The sequence below is a fragment of the Rhodanobacter soli genome (assembly GCF_039523495.1).
Classification (GTDB): Bacteria; Pseudomonadota; Gammaproteobacteria; order Xanthomonadales; family Rhodanobacteraceae; genus Rhodanobacter; species Rhodanobacter soli.
The window spans coordinates 1,953,774-1,974,226 of the sequence record NZ_BAAAFK010000001.1 but is presented as its reverse complement, the minus strand read 5'-3'; the positions used below and the strand labels follow the sequence as shown (position 1 = coordinate 1,974,226).

18 protein-coding genes are annotated in these 20,453 nt (G+C 66.0%); 8 read left to right on the top strand and 10 right to left on the bottom strand.

From position 1 onward, the window contains the following. Nucleotides 1-34 precede the first annotated feature (34 nt). Nucleotides 35-1,633: a flotillin family protein gene (locus tag ABD024_RS08925; RefSeq protein WP_343851744.1), complete on the bottom strand. Its 1,599-nt coding sequence runs from the start codon at nucleotides 1,631-1,633 to the stop codon at nucleotides 35-37. A 430-nt stretch (nucleotides 1,634-2,063) separates the two neighbouring features. On the opposite strand from ABD024_RS08925, the gene ABD024_RS08920 reads away from it, so the two are divergent. Beyond that, complete coding sequence (locus ABD024_RS08920) at nucleotides 2,064-2,723, top strand: dihydrofolate reductase family protein (RefSeq protein ID WP_343851742.1); 660 nt, start codon at nucleotides 2,064-2,066, stop codon at nucleotides 2,721-2,723. Between the two features lie 28 nt (nucleotides 2,724-2,751). On the opposite strand, the gene bhcC is transcribed toward ABD024_RS08920, so the two are convergent. Further along, a complete protein-coding gene (gene bhcC, locus ABD024_RS08915) occupies nucleotides 2,752-3,915 on the bottom strand; it encodes a 3-hydroxy-D-aspartate aldolase BhcC (RefSeq protein WP_343851740.1) in 1,164 nt (387 codons plus the stop codon). A 187-nt stretch (nucleotides 3,916-4,102) separates the two neighbouring features. Between bhcC and ABD024_RS08910 the strand changes: the two genes are divergently transcribed. From ABD024_RS08910 to ABD024_RS08900, 3 genes are all read left to right on the top strand, one after another. Further along, entirely contained in the window at nucleotides 4,103-5,050 is a 948-nt protein-coding gene (locus tag ABD024_RS08910) for an alpha/beta hydrolase (RefSeq protein ID WP_343851738.1), read from the top strand. A 63-nt stretch (nucleotides 5,051-5,113) separates the two neighbouring features. Continuing rightward, on the top strand, nucleotides 5,114-6,115 hold the full coding sequence (locus ABD024_RS08905; protein WP_343851736.1) for an NADP-dependent oxidoreductase: 1,002 nt from the start codon (nucleotides 5,114-5,116) through the stop codon (nucleotides 6,113-6,115). A 198-nt stretch (nucleotides 6,116-6,313) separates the two neighbouring features. Beyond that, complete coding sequence (locus tag ABD024_RS08900; protein ID WP_343851734.1) at nucleotides 6,314-6,628, top strand: hypothetical protein; 315 nt, start codon at nucleotides 6,314-6,316, stop codon at nucleotides 6,626-6,628. On the opposite strand, the gene ABD024_RS08895 is transcribed toward ABD024_RS08900, so the two are convergent. Further along, nucleotides 6,625-9,105 carry an ATP-binding protein gene (locus tag ABD024_RS08895; RefSeq protein ID WP_343851732.1) on the bottom strand — a complete coding sequence of 827 codons (2,481 nt, stop codon included), beginning with the start codon at nucleotides 9,103-9,105 and terminating at the stop codon, nucleotides 6,625-6,627. The genes ABD024_RS08900 and ABD024_RS08895 overlap by 4 nt on opposite strands. Before the next feature lie 176 nt (nucleotides 9,106-9,281). Between ABD024_RS08895 and ABD024_RS08890 the strand changes: the two genes are divergently transcribed. Both ABD024_RS08890 and ABD024_RS08885 read left to right on the top strand, forming a co-directional pair. Beyond that, nucleotides 9,282-9,929: a hypothetical protein gene (locus ABD024_RS08890; protein WP_343851730.1), complete on the top strand. Its 648-nt coding sequence runs from the start codon at nucleotides 9,282-9,284 to the stop codon at nucleotides 9,927-9,929. 169 nt (nucleotides 9,930-10,098) lie between these two features. Then, on the top strand, nucleotides 10,099-11,304 hold the full coding sequence (locus ABD024_RS08885; protein WP_343851728.1) for a serine hydrolase domain-containing protein: 1,206 nt from the start codon (nucleotides 10,099-10,101) through the stop codon (nucleotides 11,302-11,304). 198 nt (nucleotides 11,305-11,502) lie between these two features. Here ABD024_RS08885 and ABD024_RS08880 read toward each other — a convergent pair whose 3' ends face one another. Both ABD024_RS08880 and ABD024_RS08875 read right to left on the bottom strand, forming a co-directional pair. After that, nucleotides 11,503-12,006, bottom strand: coding sequence for a PepSY domain-containing protein (locus ABD024_RS08880; protein WP_343851726.1), 504 nt, complete (start codon nucleotides 12,004-12,006; stop codon nucleotides 11,503-11,505). A 292-nt stretch (nucleotides 12,007-12,298) separates the two neighbouring features. Continuing rightward, complete coding sequence (locus tag ABD024_RS08875) at nucleotides 12,299-12,433, bottom strand: hypothetical protein (protein WP_343851724.1); 135 nt, start codon at nucleotides 12,431-12,433, stop codon at nucleotides 12,299-12,301. Nucleotides 12,434-12,649: 216 nt separating this feature from the next. Between ABD024_RS08875 and ABD024_RS08870 the strand changes: the two genes are divergently transcribed. Next, complete coding sequence (locus ABD024_RS08870) at nucleotides 12,650-13,702, top strand: NAD(P)-dependent alcohol dehydrogenase (protein WP_343851722.1); 1,053 nt, start codon at nucleotides 12,650-12,652, stop codon at nucleotides 13,700-13,702. 144 nt (nucleotides 13,703-13,846) lie between these two features. On the opposite strand, the gene ABD024_RS08865 is transcribed toward ABD024_RS08870, so the two are convergent. The 5 genes from ABD024_RS08865 to ABD024_RS08845 all read right to left on the bottom strand — a co-directional run bounded on the left by ABD024_RS08865 (nucleotide 13,847) and on the right by ABD024_RS08845 (nucleotide 19,752). Continuing rightward, complete coding sequence (locus tag ABD024_RS08865) at nucleotides 13,847-15,619, bottom strand: ABC transporter transmembrane domain-containing protein (protein WP_343851720.1); 1,773 nt, start codon at nucleotides 15,617-15,619, stop codon at nucleotides 13,847-13,849. 105 nt (nucleotides 15,620-15,724) lie between these two features. After that, the gene (locus tag ABD024_RS08860) at nucleotides 15,725-16,321 is read right to left on the bottom strand and encodes an IMPACT family protein (RefSeq protein WP_343851718.1); all 597 of its coding nucleotides are present in this window, start codon (nucleotides 16,319-16,321) and stop codon (nucleotides 15,725-15,727) included. Further along, complete coding sequence (locus tag ABD024_RS08855; protein ID WP_343851716.1) at nucleotides 16,318-17,244, bottom strand: hypothetical protein; 927 nt, start codon at nucleotides 17,242-17,244, stop codon at nucleotides 16,318-16,320. The genes ABD024_RS08860 and ABD024_RS08855 overlap by 4 nt, the downstream gene beginning before the upstream one ends. Next, nucleotides 17,241-17,795, bottom strand: coding sequence for an RNA polymerase sigma factor (locus ABD024_RS08850; protein ID WP_343851714.1), 555 nt, complete (start codon nucleotides 17,793-17,795; stop codon nucleotides 17,241-17,243). Before ABD024_RS08850 ends, ABD024_RS08855 begins: the two co-directional genes overlap by 4 nt. Nucleotides 17,796-17,973: 178 nt before the next feature. Beyond that, nucleotides 17,974-19,752 carry a vWA domain-containing protein gene (locus ABD024_RS08845; RefSeq protein ID WP_343851712.1) on the bottom strand — a complete coding sequence of 593 codons (1,779 nt, stop codon included), beginning with the start codon at nucleotides 19,750-19,752 and terminating at the stop codon, nucleotides 17,974-17,976. Between the two features lie 106 nt (nucleotides 19,753-19,858). Here ABD024_RS08845 and ABD024_RS08840 point away from each other — a divergent pair, with 106 nt between their 5' ends. Beyond that, a complete protein-coding gene (locus ABD024_RS08840) occupies nucleotides 19,859-20,332 on the top strand; it encodes a YehS family protein (protein WP_343851710.1) in 474 nt (157 codons plus the stop codon). Nucleotides 20,333-20,453 lie beyond the last annotated feature (121 nt).

Below are 20,453 nucleotides of genomic sequence, written 5' to 3'. Positions count from 1 at the left end.
TACCCCCGCCACGCAAGCCGCCGGCAATTCGGGCTCACTGCGCCGACGAACCCTTGGTTGCCCCTTCCGCGCACACGGGGCGCCCGATCGTGCAGGTTGCTACCACGCCACAGACCCAACGCGGACTTTGGCTCGACGTGGTCTTGCCGCCCACCATCGTGACGAGGGTCTTCATGTGCGTCGTGCAGGTCGGCTCATTCATGCTGGCGATGCCGCCCTCGCCACAGCGGACATAGGCCTTGGCCTGCGCCTCGGCATCGGCTTTGGATTCGTGGATGCCCGAGGTACCGCTCTGCGTGCGCGGCACCATGGGACAGGTGGAGTTCCCGTCGGTCGGATTGAGGGTGGCCGGTCGACCGGCTTCGGACAGCCGGCGTCCCGCATCGTTGACGGACCCGGCCGCCGAGCCGGCATCTTCTGTTGGCGGCGGGGCGGTGGCTGGTGCGGTCGGTTCGACCTGGCTGGTCACGGTGGGCTGCTGCACCGGCGCGGGCATCGCGCGTTGCGCTTCCGCCTGGGCGTTCATTGCCGCAATGGTTGCATCCAGGTTGGCGCGCGACTGCGCCTCGTTCGCGGTCGCCACGACATTGGCGTCGGTCAGTACCTCGTTGAGGCTGCCCATCATCTGATTGAAGCTGCGCACGCGCTCCGAACTTCGCTGCTTTTCAGCCTGCGCGTCCGCGATCGCCTGACCGATCGACGCCTGCTTCGCTACTGCCTTGGCCACCTCGATCTCGATCAGCGGCTCGAGCTCGGCGATCTTTTTATGGGACTCGGCTCTCTGCTCCGGCGTGTATGGCGAGATCCTTTCCAGTTCGATGCGGATGGGCTTCGGCCGCATGTGCGCCAACTCCGGATACTGGTCGTAAAACTGGACCCCGCCGTACGGTGCCGGGTCCGTGGTGTAAGTGACCAGCGCGTTGCGCTCCATCCACACCTTGGCATCCATGTAGTTGCCGGAGTGGCCGCCACTGGCCTTGGGCTCCTTCCAGCTGACCACGCCCTTCTGCAGCGTGCCGGTCTGGCCGCACACGCCATCGGGGCAGTAGGGCCAGCGCAGCATGACCAATGACCCGTCGCCCACGGCCTTGATCAGGTCCATCTGTTGCAACTGGCCCGCCGGGCCGCGCACTTCGCTGACCACGGAGCTGCCGGAAGGCGACACGTACCAGTTCCATCGCGTTCCATCGGGCCAGACATGGGTCTTGCCTGCCAGTGCAGTATAGGGACCGAAAACGGCATAACTGGGGGCAATTTCGACCTTCACCTTGCCCTTGGCCACCCGGAACCTTATCTCAATGTGACCCCGCGTCCTGACGATGGGGAGGATGACAAGGTCGTAGGCAAACTGCCCATTCTCGTAGTGCCGGGGCTCCACCCTGACTGGACCGGCCCAGGCTTTTTCGCTCCCGCGAGCGCGCCCCCACTTAGTCCAGAACTCCTGCAGCCGCTCCGGCGGTACACCGTCCATGGATTGTGCCGCCAGCTCCCAGTTCGCCGAGTCCAACGCCTCGACAACCCGCAGGGCGATTTCCGAGCTGGTCGGACCGGCTTGAGCCGGAACGCCTTGCGCCTGGGCGCAGGCATGGGAAGACAACAGAAGCAACGCAATAGCGAAGACGCTCTTGAACATGTGATTCCCCTGGCGAACGTGCAAACTGGACGGACGGCATTGCGACAGCAAGCTGCGAAGGTCCCGCACTCAGCCAGCCTTGCGGCTACCGGCATGAGGCCGTTATCCCGATCGGTCTGAGCCGCCGGCCTGGCGCACTTTCGCAGTCGCCGGTGGACCACGATCACCGGCGAAACAGGGCGTCAAGGGAAATCCCGACCAGCGACTTTTCACGTTGGTATCAAGGAGCGTTGGCGCAGGTTGCCACAAATACAACCAAAGCTCACCTTTCGGCATTTGCCCTGGTTGTTGCCCCTACGACGGTAATGATTGGCCCGTACCTCGGACCATGTCGATTCGTGCCTTCGCCGTTCGTCGTTGCTCTGCGAAGGGGCTGAATTCGACATTCGCCTCCTGGCTCCACGAACCCGCGCAAGGCTACGGAGGAATCATGGCCAGCTCAACGGCGACAAAAAGAAAGCTCGTGTTGAAGATGTCCGTCTCCCTGGACGGCTTTGTCGCCGGACCGAACGGCGAGGTTGACTGGATATTCCGGACGTCGGGCGGCGACGACTCCACGGCGTGGGTGCTCGATACGCTCCGCGGAGCCGGGGTGCATATCATGGGGAGCCGCAGCTATCACGACATGGCGGCGTTCTGGCCCTATTCGGACATGCCGATCGCAGTGCCGATGAACGACATCCCCAAGGTCATCTTTTCGAGAACAGGGCTGAAGAACACACAAGTGGATCCGTCGCCGGCGCTCGCCGAAGCCAAGGCGCGCAATGCGCAGCGGCATGGCATCACGCCGACCGCGGCGGTGCTGCAATCCTGGGCCGAACCCACGGTGGCAGGCGGCGATCTCGCGGAGGAAATTCTCCGGCTGAAGGCACAGCCGGGCGATTACATCCTTGCGCATGGCGGCGCCCGGTTCGCCCGGAGCCTGGCTGCCTCCGGCCTGATTGACGAATATCGACTGGGCATTCACCCGGTGGTACTGGGCCGAGGCCAGCCGCTGTTCTCCGCGCTGCGCAGCCCGGTTGACCTGCGCCTGGTAAGCATGACCCCGTTCGCCTCCGGCGCCGTGGCAGCCGTCTACCAGCCGGCATGAACCGTCGCGCGCGAAGCTCAGACGCGCATCAATAGCTCTTCCCGCGCGCCGACACCGGCCAGACCACTTCGACCTTGCCGTTGCGCACGCCGACGTACCAGTCGTGCAGGTTGCATGTCGGGTCGCAATGGCCGGGAACGAGCTTCAGCTTTTCGTTGATGCGCAGCACGCCGCGCCTGTCCTCGATCACGCCGTGTTCGTCCGAGGCGCTGAGGTAGGTGACGTCGTCGCGGCCGTGGATGACGGGCAGGCCGCTGTCGAGCGATTGCACCTTGAGGCCCGCGTCGCAGACCGCCTGGCCGGGTATCGCGCGGCTCATCACCGAGGTCAGGATGAACAGCGCGTTCTCCCATTCGCCCTGGTCGATGCGCTGGCCGTGCTCGTCCCGGATGCGTCCGTAGTCCGCGTCCATGAACGCGTAGCTGCCGCATTGCAGTTCGTTGTAGACGCCCGAATTGGATTCGAAATGATACGAGCCCGTGCCGCCGCCCGAGACGAGTCCGGGTGTCAGCCCGGCCGCTCGCAGACTGTCGACGACGGTCTTCGCCCGTGCGATGGCGTCGTCGAGTTTCGCCTTGCGGTCCGCATAGTTTTCCAGGTGTTGCATGGCGCCCTGGTAGGCCTGGATGCCGGTGAATACCAGGCCCGGTGCGGCGTCGATGGCTTGGGCAATCGCGACCGCTTCGCCGGTCGTGGCCACACCGCAGCGGCCTGCGCCGCAGTCGATCTCGACCAGGCACTCCAGCGTGGTGCCGTGCTTTTGCGCGGCGGCCGAAAGTTCGCTCACGTTCGCCAGGTCGTCGACGCAGACGGTGATGCGCGCGCCGTGTTTCGGCAGGCGCGCGAGCCGGTCGATCTTGGCCGGATCGCGCACCTGGTTCGACACGAGGATGTCCCTGATGCCGCCACGCGCAAACACCTCGGCTTCGGACACCTTCTGGCAGCAGACGCCGGCCGCGCCGCCCAGGCGCTCCTGCAGCTTCTGCACATCGACCGACTTGTGCATCTTGCCGTGGCTGCGATGGCGCATGCCGTGCGCCTTCGCGTAGTTGCCCATCTTGATGATGTTGCGCTCCAGCGCGTCGAGGTCGAGGATCAGGCAGGGCGTCTGGATATCCGCCTCGTCCATGCCCGGCAGGGCGGGGATGTCGTAGCCGACTTCGTGGTCGGCGAAATCCATCGTTGCGTTCACGGGAAACTCCGCAGTTCTCAAGTGGCTTGCCGGGATCGGCATGGCTTCCCGCCATGATGACATTGACGCGCTTGCCCGAAGAAATCCATGGAAGCGGCTGCGGCGGGCCCGATGCGGCATGCAGCATCGGGCCCGGTTTCCTGCCTCGATCGCACAACTTTGACGAGCACCAACACGGAGGAGCGTCATGAAGCTTTGGCTAATTACCCTGGGCCTGCTGGCCGTATGCGCAAGCACGCATGCGGCGACGACGGTTTGGCAACCCGCCGCTGGAAACACTCAAATATCGATCTGGCCGGGAGCAACGCCTGATGCACACCAGGTTCCCGGTCCGGAAACGGCGAAGGTGAGCGACAAGTTGCTGGCTGGCAAGCCGGTGACTGCGGTGACCAATGTGACCCGCCCCACGATGACGGTCTATGCGCCCAAGGGGAAGAACACGGGAGTTGCGGTCGTGGTGTTTCCTGGCGGCGGTTTCCATATTCTGGCCATGGATCTCGAAGGCACCGAAGCCTGTGACTGGCTGACGTCCAGGGGCATCACCTGCGTGCTGTTGAAGTATCGCGTTCCGAGTGCGCCCTATGAATGGCAGTGCGATTGCCGCCCGCACAATTTCGCCTTGTCGGTGCCGTCACTGGAGGACGCCCAGCGAACGATGCGGCTGGTGCGTTCCCACGCCGCGCCATGGCACATCGACCCGCACAAGGTGGGCGTGCTCGGGTTTTCGGCGGGCGGCTTTCTGGCAGCGGAGATCAGCACGAACTTTGCGCGGCGCCTGTATGCACCCGTGGACGCTGCCGACAGGGAAAGTGCCCGTCCGGATTTCGCCATGCCGATCTACCCGGGACATCTCGCGACCGATGACGACAAGTTCAATGCCAATGTCCCGGTCTCCCGCGAGACGCCGCCGACGTTCCTGGTGCAGGCGGAAGACGACTACGTGGATGGCGTCAACCAGTCGCTGGCCTATTACATCGCGCTGAAGAACGCCAAGGTGCCGGCCGAGATGCACCTGTACGCCCACGGCGGGCATGCGTTCGGGTTGCGGCCGACGGCAGACCCGATCACCCGTTGGCCAGCCCTGGCCGAGACCTGGCTGAGCACCATCGGGATGATCCCCGCGGCGGGCCGATAGGGGTTGCAGGAAATCGGATGATCAGGAATGTTCTGCCGATACATCTACGAGAGAGAAAGCATCATGAAGGCATTCATCGTTGATCGGTACGGCAAGAAGCACCCGATGCGGCTTGGCGACATGCCGGAACCCGGGCTTCGCGACGACGATGTGCTGATCGAGGTTCACGCCGCAGGTCTGAACGTGCTGGATTCCAAAATCAAGAGCGGCGCACTCAAGCTGATCCTGCCTTACGGCACGCCGCTTGTGCTGGGTCATGACGTGGCCGGCGTCGTGACTCGCGTTGGATCGCGGGTTCGGCAGTTCAAGGTGGGCGACGAAGTCTATTCGCGGGTGCCTGATCGCCGCATCGGCACGTTTGCGCAGTTCATTGCCGTGAATGAAAACGATGTCGCGCCCAAACCCGGGAACCTCACCATGGAAGAAGCGGCATCGATCCCGCTGGTCGGCTTGACTGTCTGGCAGGCTTTGGTTGAACGAGCCCGTCTGCAGAAGGGGCAGAAGGTCTTCATCCAGGCGGGGTCGGGCGGCGTCGGCACCTTCGCCATTCAACTGGCCAGGCATATCGGGGCCACGGTAGCCACCACCACGAGCAGCGCCAACACCGGCCTGGTGAAGGGCCTCGGCGCAGACATCGTCGTCGATTACAGGAAGGACGATTTCGAGAAGGTTCTGCAGGACTACGATGTGGTCCTGCATAGCCAGGATACGGCGGCGCTTGAGAAATCCCTGCGCGTGTTGAAACCCGGCGGAACTCTCGTCTCGATTTCCGGCCCTCCTGATCCTGCATTCGCACAAGGAATCGGAGCGCCGTGGTTCGTGAGGCTCATCGTCCGCCTGCTGAGTGCAGGCGTCAGGAAAAAAGCGGCCCGTCGCGATCTGAAGTACTCGTTCCTCTTCATGTTGGCCAATGGGCACCAGTTGCGCGAGATCACCCGGCTCATCGAGGCCGGGGCCATCCGCCCGGTGATCGATCGCGTCTTTCCCTTCGAGTCGACCAACGAAGCCCTGACGTACGTTGAAGCTGGCCACGCGAAGGGCAAGGTTGTCGTCAAGATCAAGTGAGCCTGAAGTCGAGCCTGCCAGGAAACCAGGGCGGAGGGGGTCAAGTCGAATCAACCATGCCCGTCCCTCTGGCGGCATGCACCGGCCGGCGATCACTACTACTGGACGACGTCGATCTTCGATGCGCTCGATGATGCCCAGATCGATGCACTCGTCCCGAACGCCGCCACGCCGCCCGATCCCCTGTGCGAAGTGCATGTGCACGATCTGGGAGGTGCGGTCGCCGTCATGCCGGCCGATGCCACTGCGTTCGTGCATCGTGATGCGCCCTTTTTCATCGACACGATGGGCCATGCACAGGCAGCGGAAAAATTCACGGAGGTACGCGAGTGGGCGCGAGGACTGCGCTCTTCGCTTGCACCCTGGGCACGCGACGGAGTGCAGGCGAATTTTGCCGGTGAAACCAGCGACTGGCATGTGCGAACGCACGATGCCGCCACGCGCGCGCGGCTGGAGAACTTGCGCCGGAAGTACGACCCGACCGGGTTGCTGCTGCCCGCACGCAGCGACTAGGCGGCGAGTTCGGCCAATAACGTTCGCGTCTGCTCGACCACATCTTCGAGCCGCGCAGCGGCACCTTGTTTCTGGACAGCCTTGAACGCCGTACCGAGCATTTCGCGCGCACCGGCTTCGGCCGCGGCATGAGCAGCGTGCCATTGCGGGAGCAGTGGCGCACCGGTCAATTTGCGCACGCGTGCGGCAGCTGCGAGCAGCTCCGCAGCGCGCCCGGCATCGCCTTGCCTGAGCACCAGATAAGCCGTGCCTTCGATACAACCGGCAATGCCGCGCCGGTTCTGCAACCCGATGGTCAGGTCGAGCATGCGCAACCAGTCCCGGGCTGCGCCGCGCACGTCATCGAGCTGGAACCTCTGCAGGGCCCGATTGATCAACACGTAACCGCGCTGGAAGATATCGTCGCCGCGCGACGACATCAGTCCGGCGGCTTCGCTCAACCATGCTTCCGCTTCGCAGTGCTGACCGCGCATCGCACAGGCAATGCCACGGCCCAGCAGGGCTACCGAGCGCAACCAGCCCGAGTGGTGTTTTTCGGCGACGGCCAGCGCGGCTTCCACGCAGCGTTCCGAGCCATCGAAGTCACCGCAGCCCGCAAGTTCGAACGCAAGCACGCCCTGGCCTGATGCGGCGAGCACGTCGTCGCCAAGCTGCGCGGCCAGCACGATGCCTTCCCGAAGCAGCGAGACTGCGCGCGCGTGTATCTGGCGGTGGTGATAGGCGATGCCATCGGCGATCAGCGCACGTGCGCGATGCAAGGTTTGTGTGTGCGACACACGCAGCGCCATGTCCAGCCAGTGGCATGCCTGGTAGTACTCACCTTGTACCCTGAAGTACCAGCACAGATTGGCGCAGAGCATGATCGCGCCATCGGCGAGATCCGTCTGCGCCAGTGCGTAATCGAATGCCGCCTGCAGGTTGGCCTGTTCGCGCAACACGCGCTCGACCCACAATCGCTGACGCTCACCGCGTACTTCCGCATCCACGCGCGCGGTGAAGTCGATGCAGTGCGCCAGGTGTGCCCGCCTGATGCGCGCCTCGTCATCGCTTTTGTCGAGGCGTCCCAGTGCAAACGACCGTACGCTGTCGAGCAGGCTGTAGCGCGGTGGGCTGATGCTGGCATCGACCGCGATCAGCGACTTGTCGACGAGTCCGCCCAGCAGGTCCAGCGTCTGCTCGTCGCCGAGTTCGAAAACCGCGCCGATCGCCATGGCGCCATGCAGCGTCCAGCCGCCGGCGAACACTCCCAGGGCGCACAGCAGCGCCTGCTCCATGTCCGATAGCAGCGCGAAACTCCAGTCGATCAGTGCGCCCAGTGTCTGGTGGTGGGCCGGTTGTTCGACGGGCGTATCCGCCAGCCACTGGGAACGATGCTGCATGCGCAGCAGCAATTGCTCGGGGCTCAACAAGCGCAGCCGCGCCGCGGCCAGCTCCAGCGCGAACGGCAGCCCATCCAGACGGCGGCACAGCTCGGCTACGGCGCTGGCATTCGTCACTGTCAGCGTGAACCCTGAAGCTAGCGAACGCGACCGTACCAATAACAGTTGCACGGCAGGCACCATGGCCAGACGCGCGACTTCGTCGGCGGTTGCCCAGCTCCCCGACTCGGGCGCTTCCAGAGGAGGCAGCGAGTAAATCGTTTCGCCCGCGCAATGCAGGCACTGCTGACTGGTCGCCAGTACGCGCAACTCCGCACACAGGGACAGCAAGGACGCAACGAGATGGCCGAGAGGTTCGGCCACCCGCTCACAGTTGTCGAGCAGCAGCAGAACGCGGCGTGTCCGCAGCACCTCGACCAGCCTTTCGAGGAGATTGTCGGCGCCATGGACATCGCGGATACCGAATGCATCCGCCAGCGTGCGCGCCAGCCTTTCGCCATTCGTACAGGGGATGAGGTCGAACAACCACACCCCATCCGGAAATGCTTGCGCGCATACACGCGCCGTTTCCAGTGCGGCTTGCGTCTTGCCGATGCCGCCCGGTCCGGTGACCGTCACCAGCCGCGCACTGCCGAGCAATTCCCCGAGTTCGACGATGGCACGCTCGCGCCCGATCAGCGCGCCGGTGCGCTCGGGCAAGCGTGCGTGCAGGGGCGGAGCAAAACTCAATGCGAGCGGTGTCGCGCCAGGCGTGCTGGTCAGTGGCGCGATGAAACGGTAGCCCAGGCCGCGCACGGTCTGGATGCAGCGTGGCGACTTGATGTCGTCACCCAGCGCGCGTCGCAACTGGACGATGAGGCGATTGAGCGTTGCCTGGGTGATATAGGCGTGGCCCCAGACCGCATCGAGCAGGTGGTCGCGGCTGAGCATCTGATCCGGATGGGCCAGGAATTCGAGCAGCACCGCGAACGCCTTGGGCTCGAGACCAACTTCCGTCCCTGCGCGGGTCAAGCGATGCGCACCGACATCCACCTGCACGTCGGCGAAGGAGACCACGCCTGCTGGTGCCGCACGCCCTGGAGGTTTGCCGGTGCCCATCGCCGCATTATCACGCCGATCAGTATCGTCCACTCAAGCGGTTTTGGCGGAATTTCTCACGATTTCCCTATCGCGCCCTCATGATTCCCGGTTCGATGAAGAGCATTCTCCCAGCGAGCCGCTGCCGGTCCAGGGAGGCCAGCGACGGGTCGTCAATAGCCAAGAGGAGGCCTGTCATGAATACCCGTCTGCAAACAGCCATCGTCATCGCTGCCTTGGGAGTATCCGCCACCGCGCTTTCCCCCAAGGCGAATGCCTGCAACATCACTGACTACCGCAGTGCCAGCTCGTTCCATTGGTCGTTGCCACGTACCTTGCCGAACAGCGCGGCGGCGGCGGCGGTCGAGATCTCGGCGGCTTCCCAGGCCTCCGCAGCCGCCAATAGTGCCGCGGCAAGTGCCGGAAACCTGCTGCAGCAGCTCGAGCCGATCACCGGCTTGTGGCAATTCACTTTCACATCGAAAAACAATCCCGGAATCCCGGACGGCGCCCAACTGGATGCGGGTTTCGTGACCTGGCACGCCGACGGCACCGAACTCATGAATTCCGGACGGGCGCCGCAGACCGGCAGTTTTTGCATGGGAGTTTTCAGGCACACCAGTGTGTATGGCTACAAGCTCAATCACTACGCGTTGTCCTGGGACCCCACCGGAACAGTATTCGTCGGGCCGACCAATATCCGCGAGCAGCTTCAACTGAACCGCAGCGGCAACGCCTACACGGGTAGCGTCGCAATCACCCAGTTTGCCCCCGACGGCACGACGGTGTTGGCACACATCAACGGCAACGTCTCGGCACGGCGTCTGACACCCGACTCGAACTGAGTGCACGGGTGCACGGATGCCTGCCCATGTGGTCAGTTCGGACTGAAAGCGGGAACGGTGGCGAGCGCGGCGAAAGGACGTCGCCGCGCTCGCCCGATAACCGATAACGATACGCGCCGTACCGATGGGTAAAATGGTGGTCCCGCCACAGCCATCGGCACGCATCGCCATGTGTCCAACTATCTGCGTCCGCCTGCTCGCCGCCGTGGTCTGCCTGTTCGTCTCGCTGCCGTCGGCAGCGAGCGAGCAGCGCGCCCCGACCATCGGCCAGCAACGCGAGGCGGTGCTGTTCTGGCCGCAGGCACAGCGTGAGGTGCAGTTCCGGCAGATGGGCAAGTTGTTCCCCAGTGACCGCGCTGCGCACGGTACGCATGTCCGCGCATTGCCGCAGGCCCAGCCGCTGATGTTGGGTGGGCAGGGTGCTTCCGGGGTGCTGGCCAGCTACATGGGCCAGCACCACCTCGCCGGCGTGATGGTGCTGCAACACGGCCGCGTCCGCCTGCAGCGCTATGCGCTGGGCTTCGGGCCGGAGCAGCGCTGGGAGTCGTTCTCGGTGGCCAAGTCGGTGACTTCCGTCTTGCTGGGGATCGCATTGCAGCGGGGTGACATCCGCAGCCTGGACGACACGCTGGGCGCCTACATCCCGGAGTTGCGCGACAGCGCCTATGCCGAAGTCACGGTGCATCAGCTGTTGACGATGACCTCCGGCGTGCAGTGGAACGAGGACTACGCCGACGCCAACTCGGATGTGGCGCAGATGTATCGCGGCGCCTGCGTCGATGGCCGCGCACACATCCTCTCGTACCTGGCGAAGCAGCCGCGCCAGTGGCCTGCCGGCACGCACTTCAACTACAACACCGCCGAGACCGATCTGCTCGGCATCCTGGTGCAACGTGCCACACGTCGTTCGCTGGCCGCCTATCTGTCGCAGACGATCTGGCAGCCGTACGGCATGGCCGCCGACGCGACCTGGATCAAGGACGAGTGCGATGGCAGCGACACCGGTGGCAGCGGCTTGTCGGCCACGCTGGGCGACTACGCGCGGCTGGGGCAGTTCATGCTCGACGGCGGGCGTATCGCGGGCAAGCCGGTAATCGCCAAAGCTTGGCTCGACGGCGCGCTGCGCCGCCAGGCCAGCGTCGATGAGCCGGACCGTGGCTACGGCTACCTGTGGTGGACCGATACCGATGGCAGCTATGCCGCCATCGGTATCTTCGGCCAGATGGTCTACGTCGATCCGTCGCGCGAGCTGGTGATCGCCCAGGTGGGGGCGTGGCCGCATGCAACCAGTGACGCATTGGTCGCTGCGCGGCGCGGGTTTGTGGCCGCGGTCAAACGCGCGGTGGATGCGGAGCCGCAGAAGCCGGCGCACTGAATCGGGTGGTGTTGCGAAGAAGCGGGGGCAACCCGGCCGGCCTGTTCAGCAGGTCAATGCATCGATGTTGAGGTCGCCACGGTTTCGGTGCGGCATTTCCGAACCTTGCCAGGTCCGGACGCAATCCGTGCCTCGCCAGAAAAAGCCCGGTGCAGTCCCCACACCGGGCTCCTCAGTGGCCATCGCAAGCGCCACGCATCAATCGCGTGACTTGGCTACCACACTACCGTCGCCGGGATCGACCAGAAGGTCGACGTCGGTACCGCGCATGGTCTTGGCGTCGGCGCTCCACAGGCCGTGCTCGTACTCCACCTCATGCACGTTCTGGTAGCCGGCCGCGACCAGTTTGGCCGTGACCTCGTCCTTGTTGAGTTTGGACGGCGCATCGTTGACGTAGACCTTGCCGTTCACTGGTCCCACCGCGAGCTCGACCCATTGCTTGTTGCCGCCACGGGCCTTGCTGCGCCATACGCCGTCCTTGAATTTCAGGCCCTTGACCTCTTTGTAGCCGGCGTTGGCGATCGCGGTCTTGATGGCCTCCTCGCTCAACGCGCCAGTCGGCGGCTGGGCCGTCCAGGTGGAAACCGTGGTGGTGGTCTGGGTGGTCGTTGTGGCCGACTGTGCGGCGGCAGGCAGATCCTGCGCGAGGGCCACGCTGCAAAACGACAGTCCGATCAGTAGGGGAAGTACGTGCTTGATCATGGAGAGCTCCTTCTGGGGTGGCACGGCATGCGTCACTGGCTTGCGCCGGCGTCGCTCGAACCGGCATGACCCGGCGGCTGAAACTCAGCGCCGGCTCATGAAGCCCGATAGGACCACCCTGTCCGGAACGACGGCGTGAAAAAAAGCGCTTGTGCGCCAACCCACGCGCAGTGGTTATCTCCGATACAGCCTACTTCGCCAACGGCAGAATGCGCTCCTTGAGCATCCTGTACTCGGCGTCCACGACATCCTGGTTGGGGTCGTGGCCGGCGTGTAGTACCACCATGTCCTTCTATGGCGCCTTCATGCTGTCGTAGTAGCGCTTGGCCACGTCGGGCGTGGCCAGCAGATCGTGCGCGCCTTCGACGAAAAACATCGGGATCGCGAAATCGGTGCCCAGTCGGGGCAGGTCGACCTGCGAGAACATGCCGTCGCCGTGCATGCCCACGAATTTGATGAAGGAATAATCCTCGCCGGCCTCCTAGTCGGCCAGCGCCTTGGGCATCGCGTATTCGGCGGCCGGCGTCCACCACTGGGCTGGCGGCGGCGTGGTGCGACCGGATGGTGAAGGTGGCCGATGAGGCATATCTTGTGGGACCCAGCCCCAGATCCCGTTCGACCATCCCCCAGCGAGGAACATCGCATGACCACCAAAGCCTACGGCGCGCACGCCGCCGACAAGCCGCTGCAGTCCCTCGACATCGAACGCCGCGCGCCCGGCCCGCACGATGTGCAGATCGAGATCGCCTATTGCGGTGTCTGCCACTCCGACCTGCATACCGTGCGCTCCGAATGGGGTGGCACGCTGTATCCCTGCGTGCCCGGCCACGAGATCGTCGGCCACGTCAGCGCCATGGGCCGCGAGGTCACCGGCTTCAAGGTCGGCGACACCGTGGGCGTGGGCTGCCTGGTCGGCAGCTGCCAGCATTGCGCGGCCTGCGACGAAGGACTGGAGCAGTATTGCGAGAACGGCTTTGTCGGCACCTACAACGGCCCGACGCCGGACGCGCCCGGGCACACGCTGGGCGGCTACGCGCAGCGCATCGTGGTCGACAAAAAGTTCGTGCTGAAAATCCGCCACCCCGAAGCGCAGCTCGCCGCGGTCGCGCCGCTGCTGTGCGCCGGCATCACCACGTATTCGCCGCTGCGGCACTGGAACATCGGCCCCGGCAGCAAGGTCGGTGTGGTCGGCATCGGCGGGCTCGGCCACATGGGCGTGAAGCTTGCGCATGCGATGGGCGCGCACGTGGTGGCGTTTACCACGTCGGAAGGCAAACGCCAGGCGGCGCTGGATCTGGGCGCAAACGAAGTGGTGGTGTCGCGCAACGAGAGTGAGATGAAGGCGCACGCCAACAGCTTTGACTTCATGCTCAACACCGTGGCCGCCAGCCATTCGCTGGATGCCTTCACCGGCCTGCTCAAGCGCGACGGCACCATGGTGCTGGTCGGCGTACCGTCGCACCCGCATCCCTCGCCGAACGTGGCCAACCTGATCTTCAAGCGCCGCGCGATCGCCGGCTCGCTGATCGGCGGCATCGCCGAGACGCAGGAGATGCTGGATTTTTGCGCCGAGAAGGGCATCGTCTCCGACATCGAGATGATCCCGGTGCAGAAGATCGACGAGGCCTACGATCGCATGGTGAAGGGCGACGTGAAATACCGCTTCGTCATCGACAACGCGACGCTGGCGGGCTGATGAATCACACCCTGTAGGAGCCCGCTCGCGGGCGATGCTCCTGGCTTTCGCGAATCCCGAATCCCGGCTCTCAACAGACGAACATCTGGTCATCCCGGCTTTCAAAGCATCGCCCGCGAGCGGGCTCCTACGGAAAAGCGGGGGTCAGGCCACGAACTGCAGCCGCGCCAGCTCCGCATACAGCCCACCCTCGGCCAGCAGGCTCTCGTGCGTGCCCTGGGCCACGATGCGGCCGCCGTCCATCACCACGATGCGGTCGGCGCGCTGCACGGTGGCGAGGCGATGGGCGATCACCAGGGTGGTGCGGCCTTGTTCCAGACGCGCCAGCGCCTGCTGGATCGCGGCTTCCGATTGCGCATCGAGTGACGAGGTGGCCTCGTCCAGCAACAGCAGCGGCGCATCGCGCAGGATCGCGCGGGCAATCGCGATGCGCTGGCGCTGGCCGCCGGACAGGCGCACGCCGCGCTCGCCCAGTTCGGCGTCGTAGCCATGCTCCAGCGCGCTGATGAACTCGTGCGCCTCGGCGGCACGGGCGGCTTCGCGCACCTCGTCGTCGCCGGCGTCCTGGCGGCCGAAGCGGATGTTGTCCGCGGCGCTACCGGCGAAGATCACGGTTTCCTGCGGCACCAGCGCGATCGCGCCGCGCAGGCCGGCCAGAGTGGTGGCGCGCAGGTCGATGCCGTCGATGCGGATGCTGCCGCTCTGCGGATCGTAGAAGCGCAGCAGCAGGGCGAACACCGTGCTCTTGCCGGCGCCGGAGGGGCCGACCAAGGCCACCGTTTCGCCGGGGCGAACCGTGAGGGTGAAGTCGCGCAGCGCCGCCGCATCGGGGCGGGTGGGGTAGTGGAAGGTCACGCCGTCGAAGCGCAGCTCGCCGTGCATCGGTTGCGGCAGCGCCTGCGGCTGCGCCGGGTCGACGATGTCGGCGCGTTCGGCCAGCAGTTCGCCGATGCGTTCCATCGCACCGGCCGCACGCAGCACGTCGCCCCATACTTCGGACAGGCCGGCCACCGAGCCGGCGGCGAATACCGCGTACAGCACGAACTGGCCCAGCACGCCGACGCCGAGGGTGCCGGCCAGCACGTGGCGTGCACCGACCCACAGCACCAGGGTGATCGCGCCGAACACCAGCACGATCACCGCCATGGTCAGCAGCGAGCGCATGCCGATGCGCCGGCGCGCGGTGGCCAGCGCGCGGGCGATCGCACTGCCGTAGCGGGTGCTCTCGATGCGCTCGCGCGCATACGCCTTCACCGCGGTGGAGGCGTTCAGGGTTTCGTTGGCGATCGCGGCGGCGTCGGCAAGGCGGTCCTGGCTGGCGCGCGACAGCTTCTGCACGCGGCGGCCGAACAGCAGGATCGGCAGCATCACCGCCGGGATCACCAGCGCGGTGAGGCCGGCCAGCGACGGTGCGGTCCACACCATCATGGCGCTGGCGCCGATCAGCATCACCGCGCTGCGCAGCGCCACCGACACGCCCGAGCCGATCAGCGCCTGCACCACTTCGGTGTCGGCACTTAGCCGCGACAGCAGCTCGCCCACGCGACTTTTCTCGAAGAAGCCCACGTCGAGCCGGATCACGTGCGCGTACAGCGTCTGCCGCAGCGCGGCCAGCGCGCGCTCGCTCAGCAGGGTGATGCAGAAGTAGCGCGCGGCGGTGGCGAAGGCCAGCACCAGCGCTACGCCGAACAGCACGATGAAGGTCTGGTTGATCACCGCCTGGCTGGAGTGGCCGAAGCCCTGGTCGATGATGTGGCGGAAGGCCATCGGCAAAGCCAGCGAGGCGCCGGAGGACATCGCCAGGAACAGCAGCCAGCCCAGCGCGAGCGCACGGTGCGGCTTCAGGAACGGCCAGAGTTCGCGCAGCGCGCCGAGGCGGTGGACGGGGCGGGAGGTGTCGGGGGCGGGGTCGCTCATGGGCTCTCGCAGGCGGATCAAGGATGCACGCGGCCCGCGCACGGGCGATCCGTTCAAGGTGGGGCGGCTTGTCGCCGATTCAATCCACGGCTGCGTGATGGAGGCTCAATCCAGCCGCCGCGCCTCGCTGCGGCCACGGCTGATGTCGCTGATCCGCAGGCAGGCCTCGGCGACGCGGCTGTCCGGCAGGCGCAGTTGCAGTTCCACGCCGTCGGCGCCGAATGCCTCGTGTTCGACCTCGGCCTGCAGGTCCTTCAGGCGGGCCTTGAGCAGGGCCAGCTCGGCGAAGTCGCAGCGCAGGCCCAGCCGCGCCATCGCCACGATCGGCACGCGCTCGGCGCGGCGCAGGCATTCCGCCGCGGTGCCGCCGTAGGCGCGCACCAGGCCGCCGGCGCCCAGCTTGATGCCGCCGAACCAGCGCGTCACCACCACCGCGATGCGGTCCATCTGCTGGCCCTCGATCGCCTGCAGAATCGGGCGGCCGGCGGTGCCGCCGGGTTCGCCGTCGTCGTTGAAGCGGTAGTCCTGGCCGAGGCGGTACGCCCAGCAGTTGTGCGTGGCGGTGGGGTCGCCCACATCACGCACGAAAGCGAGCGCCTGCTCGGTGGACTCGACCGGGGCGGCCTGGGCGAGGAAGCGGCTTTTCTTGATCTCTTCCTGATGGCGACACGGCTGGGCCAGGGTGGACAACGTTTCGCTCATGGCTTGCGCAGTTTTGCCTGCAGCTCCGGCGACAGCTCCCATTGCGGATGCGCGTGCCGGAATGCGGCCAGTCGCTGCTGTGCCTCGTCGTCGTGGCCTTGCGCGAACAGTTGCCTGATCTTGTCCAGTTCCTGCGTCGGCGTATCGCTGACGTTCGCCGCGGTGTCCGCGTCGACCCTTGCCGCGACCGGCGCCGGTGCGGCGGCCATCGGGGCCTGCATGGACGGCGCACTGGCTGCGGCTTCAGCCACTGCGGGCTTGGCCGCGGTGGTGGCGGCCTCGTTGCGGGCTTGCCTCATCGCGTCGGCTGGGGCGCGGAGTGCCGCGCCTGCCAACTGCTCATCGCGAGAGGCAGCTGCGGCCTGCTTGTCGGCCACGGCCTGGCGTGACTTGGCCGCCATGGGCGCGGGAGGTGCTGCGGCGATGATCCGGGGCGGTGGTTGCTTCGGCGGTGCAGGCAGCGGGGCGGGTGGCATCGGTGCGTTCGATGCCGCCGTCGTTGCCTCGGCCTGCGCCGGCGCAACGCTGCCGCTCGCTACCGGCGCGGATTCGATCTGGGGCGATTCGTGCATGCGCCAGGCAAGCCCGGCGGCGAGCACGAGGGCGGCCGCACTGCTCAAGCCGACCAGCCAGCGTGGCCGGGATTTCCTGGCGGAGCCAGTGGACGTTGCGGAAGTGGCAGCAACGGGCTTCGGATGCACCCAGTCGCCAGGTTCGCGTGGCGCCTTGCGGCGCTCGCTCGCGACTGCGCGCTGCGCTCCATCCGTTTCCAGCGCCTGCGCCGCGGCGCGCAGCACGGCCGCGTCCAGCGCCGGGCCGGGCTCGTTCTGCGGCAGCTGGCGATACAGCGCGGCCAGTTCGGCTTCGCCGGACTGCGTCTCGTCCGGCTCGCGTGGATCGTGTGGTGGCAGTGGCGTGGTCATTCGGACAGCACTTCGCGTAGACGGGTCATGGCATAGCGCAGGCGCGACTTCACCGTTTCGCGGCCGGCGCCGGTCACCGCGGCGATCTCCTCCAGGCTCAGTTCCTGTTCCAGCCGCAACAGCACTGCCATGCGCTGCTCGTCCGGCAACTGCTCGATCGCGCGCTGCAGGCCGCGCCGGCGCTCGAACTCGGACAGGGCGTGGTCCGGTTGTTCCTGCTCCGGCGTGGCGACGTTGGCCAGCGCGGCTTCGGCCTCGTCGCCGTCGGCCATCGGCCGCTGTCGACGCACGCTGTCGATCATCAGGTTGTGCGCGATCTGCAGCAGCCAGGTGCTGAACTTCGCTTGCGGCTGGTAACGCGCCCGTGCGCTGATCACCCGGCTCCAGGTTTCCTGGAACAGCTCGTCGGTGCGGTGCGGATCGCGCACGCTGCGCAGCAGGAACCGGTACAGCATGCCGCGATGGCGCGCATACAGCGCCTCGAACGCGGCCAGGTCGCCGCGCGCGTAGGCAAGCATCAGCATCGCATCGGGATCGACCGCGGCATCCATGGGGTGCGAGGGTAAGCCAAATCGCCGGGCGGCGGATAGGTCGTCGTGCCGTCGTCCGCTCGGGAGGGTCGCGGCCGGGGGATGCGGCCGTTCCGGCGCGGCGGCGCGGAGGTGGCGGGGAAGGGTAGCGGGGGAATGTCTGCCCATGACCACCCTTCGCGCCGCCGGGCCGGAAACCTCAACGCGCTGCGGTATCGCTGGTGTCGTCATGGCCGTGCGTGACCAGCCCATCGGCCAGCTTCACCAGTTGCACGAAGCCGGCGCGATAGCCGTCGGCATCGCCGCCGCGTGCGCCGCTGGCGAGCTGCGCGATCTGCGTGTAGCCGTAGCCGTCCAGGTACTTGCCACCGCGCAGGGCATCGGCGAACGCGGCCACGGCGGCGGCGTAACGCAGGCGCTCACTGGCCTGTGCTTCGGTCTGGGCGGCGATCGGCCGTTCGATCAGCTGGCTGTCCGACTGTCCCGGCAGCTTGTAGCGCAGGCGCAGGAAGGCCAGTTCGTTGCCGCTCCCGGTCGGTGCGGGTGGGTTGCCGTAGCGCAGCGGGTCGATGCGTGCAGCCGCCGAACCCTTCGGGGTGATCTCGTAGATCGCGGTGACGTTGGCGCCCGCGCCGATCTCGCCGGCGTCGATCCTGTCGTTGTTGAAATCCTCGCGCTTGAGCAGGCGCTTCTCGTAGCCGATCAGGCGGTATTCCTGCACTTGTGCCGGATTGAATTCGATCTGGATCTTCACGTCCTTCGCGATCGTCAGCAAGGTGGCGGACATCTCGTCGACCAGCACGCGGCGGCCTTCCTGCAGGCTGTCGATGTAGTGGTGGCTGCCGTTGCCCACATCGGCCAGCATCACCGCCATCGCGTCGTTGTAGTTGCCCTCGCCGAAGCCCAGCGTGGTCAGCGCCACGCCGTTCTTGCGGTGATCCTCGATCGTGGTCTTCAACGCTTCCTGGTTGACCGTGCCCACGTTGAAGTCGCCGTCGGTGGCCAGGATCACCCGGTTCACGCCGCCCTTGATGAAACCCTGCCCGGCCTGCGCGTAGGCCAGCTCGATGCCGGCGCCGCCATTGGTGGAGCCGCCGGCGCCGAGGCTGTCGATGGCTGCATTGATGGTGGCGTGCCGGTCGCCGGCGGTGGAGGGCAGGGCGACGCCGGCAGAGCCGGCATAGGTGACGATCGCCACACGATCCTGTTTGCGCAGTTCGCGCACCAGCTGTTTCAGCGAAGCCTTGAGCAGCGGCAGCTTGTCCGGTTCGTCCATCGAACCGGAGGTGTCGATCAGGAACACCAGGTTCGACGCGGGGATCTCCGCGGCCGGCACGCGATAGCCCTGGATGCCGATCAGCAGCAGCTGCCGCCTTGCATTCCACGGCGCCGGCGCCAGCTCGGTGGTGACGCTGAACGGTTGTTCGCGATCGGCTGGCGGCGGGTAGCCGTAGTCGAAGTAGTTGATGAACTCCTCGGCGCGCACCGCGTCGGCCGGCGGCAGCTGGCCTGCGCTCAGCATGCGCCGCACGTTGGTGTACGAGCCGGTGTCGACGTCGATGCTGAAGGTGGATACCGGCTGCTCGCTTACCAGCTGCACCGGGTTGCTGTCGCGATGCGTGTAGTTCTCGGTGTTGATGTCGCCGGGCATCGGTTGCATTGGCGGCATCGCCATCGGACGTGCCCGGTAGGCGTTGGCGAGCATGCCCTTGCTCGCCACCATGCGCTGCATCGCGGAGGCGGGCTGCGGCGGCGCCGGTGGCGGCAGATTCGTCGGCGCCGGCGTGGCCGCCTCGTTTGCGATCTTGTCGGCTGGTGCCGTTGGTTTGACAGGCACCGGTTCGACCGGCGGCGGGCCGATCGGTGTCGCGTCGCCCGTCGTCGGCACGTTCGCGACGGGTTTCTTCGAGACGCCGCAGCCGGCCAGGATCACCAGCAGGGCCAGCAGCAGGGTGCGCAGCAGGGCTTTCACGTTCATGGGGCGGTTCTCCTCCGGTTGTGGAAGATGAAACGCAGGCTTGCCACGAACGGGGTCAATCGTCGCGCGGTACCATGGCGCCCTCAGTGAGATCCATCGGAACGACATGATCAACAACGACGTACTGCGCGCCATCCGCTACATGCTCGACCTCAGCGACGGCAAGGTGGTCGACATCATCCATCTGGCGGACCCGTCGGCTTCGATCGGGAAGGAAGACGTGCAGGCGTTCCTGAAAAAGGACGACGAACCCGGTTACGTCGAGTGCAGCAACAAGGTGCTGGCCGTGTTCCTCGATGGGCTGGTCTTCCACCGCCGCGGCAAGGACGAAAACCGCCCGCCGCGCCCGCCGGAGAAGCGCGTCACCAACAACGTGGTGCTGAAGAAGCTGCGGGTGGCGTTCGAGCTCAAGGACGTCGACATGCACGAGATCCTCGAAGCCGCGGGCTTCCCGATCTCCAAGCCGGGGCTCAGTGCGCTGTTCCGCCAACCCGACCACAAGAACTTCAGGCTGTGCGGCGACCAGCTGCTGCGGAATTTCCTGAAGGGGCTGACGATGCGGATGCGCGGCGACGACTGAGCCACTCCGTTGCGGGGACGCCTTTCACTTGGCGCGAAGCGTGCAAGGACAAGCAGGCTGATTGACGCTTGCAAACGCTGAGCGTAGCGTCGGCCGACGCTGCATATCCGTGCAGTATTGT